The organism is Eubacterium sp. 1001713B170207_170306_E7, from assembly GCF_015547515.1.
Lineage (GTDB): Bacteria > Bacillota > Clostridia > Eubacteriales > Eubacteriaceae > Eubacterium.
In genome coordinates, this window is record NZ_JADMVE010000016.1 from 1 (window position 1) to 2,858 (window position 2,858).

Here is a 2,858-nt window from a genome sequence, read left to right on the forward strand (position 1 = left end):
GAACACTTTCATGAATCAGTTCGATATCATCCTTTGAATAAAATGTGTTGAATAAATTACCTTTTAACATAACCCTTTTCCTCGCTTTTTTAATTTTTTCTTAGCTAGCTTGTGCCATTATACTAATGCAAGACCCGTGCCAACTTTTTGTTTTACCATTTTCAGCATAATTCCGTCATTATTTACGATTTCTGCCCTGTTTTTATTTGTCAATCCTGAGAAAACCCCGTTATTTTTATTATATTTAATAATTTTGCAATTTCTCTTGATATTCGCTATAATAAGGGGAGAAATTTCCTTGAGGAGGAATCACCATGAGTTCAATTGACCGCTACAGTGAATATTTTCAGGAATATCTGAGATCCTTATCAAAGGATACCTATATTGATATTTTAGAACACTGCTTTGCCGAAATTACCGTCACCGATGCCGAAGGCTATGTGATCTACGCCAATCCCGCCAGTCTGCAATACCACGGTATGTCCCCGGAGGATATGTGCAAGCTTAATTTTTTTACCTCTTTCAATGGCCTGTGGACCCCGCCGTCCGTTGATTTTGCCATTGAAAATAAACGGACCGTTTTTGCCAGACAGCGCTATCTGATGACTAACGAGACCCATATTACCATCACCACCCCTATCTACGACGAGAGTGAAAAGCTGATCATGGTGGTCTTTACTTCCTTCAAGGAAAAACCCATCAGCTCCTTTGACCTGGACTGCGAAAAAAACGAATCCAATGAAAAAGCCAAATACAGCAGCAGTGAAGAAACCAAGGAAAGCAACAACATCGTTGGCCGCAGCTATAATCTTTACGCTACCCTCAACAAGCTGCGAAAAGGTGCAAAATCCGATATTCCCGTTCTTCTCCTCGGTGAGAGCGGGGTCGGGAAAAGCCTTTTTGCCAAATATATCCACGATTCCAGCCTGCGCAGTGACAAGCCCTTTGTCTCCATCAACTGCGCCTCCATCCCAGATAACCTCATTGAGAGCGAGCTTTTCGGCTATGTTCCCTATGCCTTCACCGGGGCCAGCCCCAAAGGAAAAAAAGGACTGGTTGAGCTGGCAGACGGCGGTACCCTGTTTCTCGATGAAATCGGTGAGCTGCAGCCAAATATTCAGGTGAAGCTTCTGGATTTTCTTGAAAACCAGCGTTTTACCTCCGTGGGCGGTCTCGAAATCAAAACCGTGGATACCCGAATCATCACTGCCACCAACAAAAATCTCCAGAAGCTGGTCCAGAAAAATAAATTCCGTGAAGACCTATTCTGGCGTATCAACGGCATCACTCAGACCATCCCCTCCCTTCGGGACCGCCGCAGTGACATCCTGCCCATTGCCCAGTATTACCTGGATAAACACAACAAAAAATATGATAAGGATAAAATGTTCGCAAGTCCGGTAATTGAAGCCCTCATCCAATACGACTGGCCCGGCAATGTCCGCCAGCTCAAAAATGCCGTGGAATACATGGCCGTTATGAGTATCGGAAATATCATCAGTACCGATAAACTGCCCGAACAAATTCTCGAATATCTCAAGAAAAACCAGATGAAAAAGAAAACCGTCATTTTTGACGACATGATTGAAGAGTATAAACGTGAAATTATCCAGAATTATTACAAAAGCTACTCCAATGTCAACGAAATGGCCTCAGCCCTTGGGCTAAGCCAGGCAACGGCCTACAGACTGGTCAGCAAATACGTAGACAAGGGCAGCAAAAAAGAAAAAAGCAAAGAACCGAAAGAATGATTCTTTGCTTTTTTTCTACAGCTCAATGCTGATAATATCCGGATCGTCCTTAAACAGCGTCAGCAGCTGCTCTGTCCGGTAATTTTCAGGCAGCTTTACGTACAGCTCCATCGAAATACAATCCTCCGCATTTCGTTTGATTTTAAAATTGATAATCTCCACGCGCTCCCGAGTGATTTTTTCTCTGAAACGCTCCAGCGCTGCTTCATCCGGCACCAGATGAACATGGATCATCTCTCCTACATAGACGTTAAGCCACCGGAAATTCTTATGCAGGATAATCTGAAGAATGATAATCAGCAGGGCCGACGCTATGCCGATAAGGTAAAGCCCTGCGCCAATGGCCATGCCGATGCCTGAGGTTGCCCAGATTCCCGCCGCTGTGGTCAAGCCGCTGACAGACTGCTTATGCACAAAAATAATCCCCGCGCCCAGAAAGCCCACGCCTGTGACGATCTGAGCTGCAATGCGAGAAGGATCCAGCGTAATGCCCTCCTGCCCAAGGATATCTGAAAAGCCGTATTTTGAGACCACCATCATCAACGCCGCTCCCAGAGCTACAATCAGATGTGTTCTTATCCCTGCTTCTTTCAGGCGGTTCTGCCGTTCATAGCCAATGGCCGCACCGCAAATACCCGCCACCACCACTCGTGCAAATAATTCCAGTTCCCATAACAGCATAAGGATCATCTCCTTTTTATGGTATTTGACTAATAATTCCATTCACTAAAAGATTATGTCTGGTTCCATTATAGAACTTTTTTGTTGAAAAAGCCTGAAATACAAAAGCGCCCACCTGGAAGGCTTGCGGACTGTGCGCCGCGCACTTCCGTGTCCTACGGACACTCCAGTCGGGGGCTGCGCCCCATAAAAAAAGAATGGTCATTGGCCCTTTGCAAGTCAACTTGCACGGGCCATTCACCATCCTTTTTTTGCGCGGCTTAAGGTTGAACGCAAAAAGACCCCGCGATGTCCTATCCTCCCAGGCAGTTGCCCACCAAGTACTTTCAGCGCTGAAGGACTTTACTTCTGTGTTCGGTATGTTAACAGGTGTTTCCCCTTCGCCATCATCACGAGATCAATCTCACTTTGTTATTCGGTTGTTTG

General features: G+C 45.5%; 2 protein-coding genes and 1 rRNA gene. 1 reads left to right on the forward strand and 2 read right to left on the reverse strand.

All coding sequences use genetic code 11. The features are described 5' to 3' along the window. Positions 1-314 precede the first annotated feature (314 nt). Positions 315-1,751 (forward strand): sigma 54-interacting transcriptional regulator, encoded by a 1,437-nt coding sequence (locus I2B62_RS20300; protein ID WP_195270850.1) that lies wholly within the window; start codon positions 315-317, stop codon positions 1,749-1,751. 15 nt (positions 1,752-1,766) lie between these two features. Here the strand turns inward: I2B62_RS20300 and I2B62_RS20305 are convergent, their stop codons facing one another. Continuing rightward, positions 1,767-2,432, reverse strand: a complete 666-nt coding sequence (locus tag I2B62_RS20305) for an MgtC/SapB family protein (RefSeq protein WP_207736110.1) — start codon at positions 2,430-2,432, stop codon at positions 1,767-1,769. A 280-nt stretch (positions 2,433-2,712) separates the two neighbouring features. Next, positions 2,713-2,829, reverse strand: a 5S ribosomal RNA gene (gene rrf / locus I2B62_RS20310). Between the last annotated feature and the right edge of the window lie 29 nt (positions 2,830-2,858).

Excerpts from the sequence above, each read along its gene's own strand:
- I2B62_RS20300 (WP_195270850.1), top strand. The coding sequence starts at position 315 with ATGAGTTCAATTGACCGCTACAGTGAATATTTTCAGGAATATCTGAGA.
- I2B62_RS20305 (WP_207736110.1), bottom strand. The coding sequence starts at position 2,432 with ATGCTGTTATGGGAACTGGAATTATTTGCACGAGTGGTGGTGGCGGGT.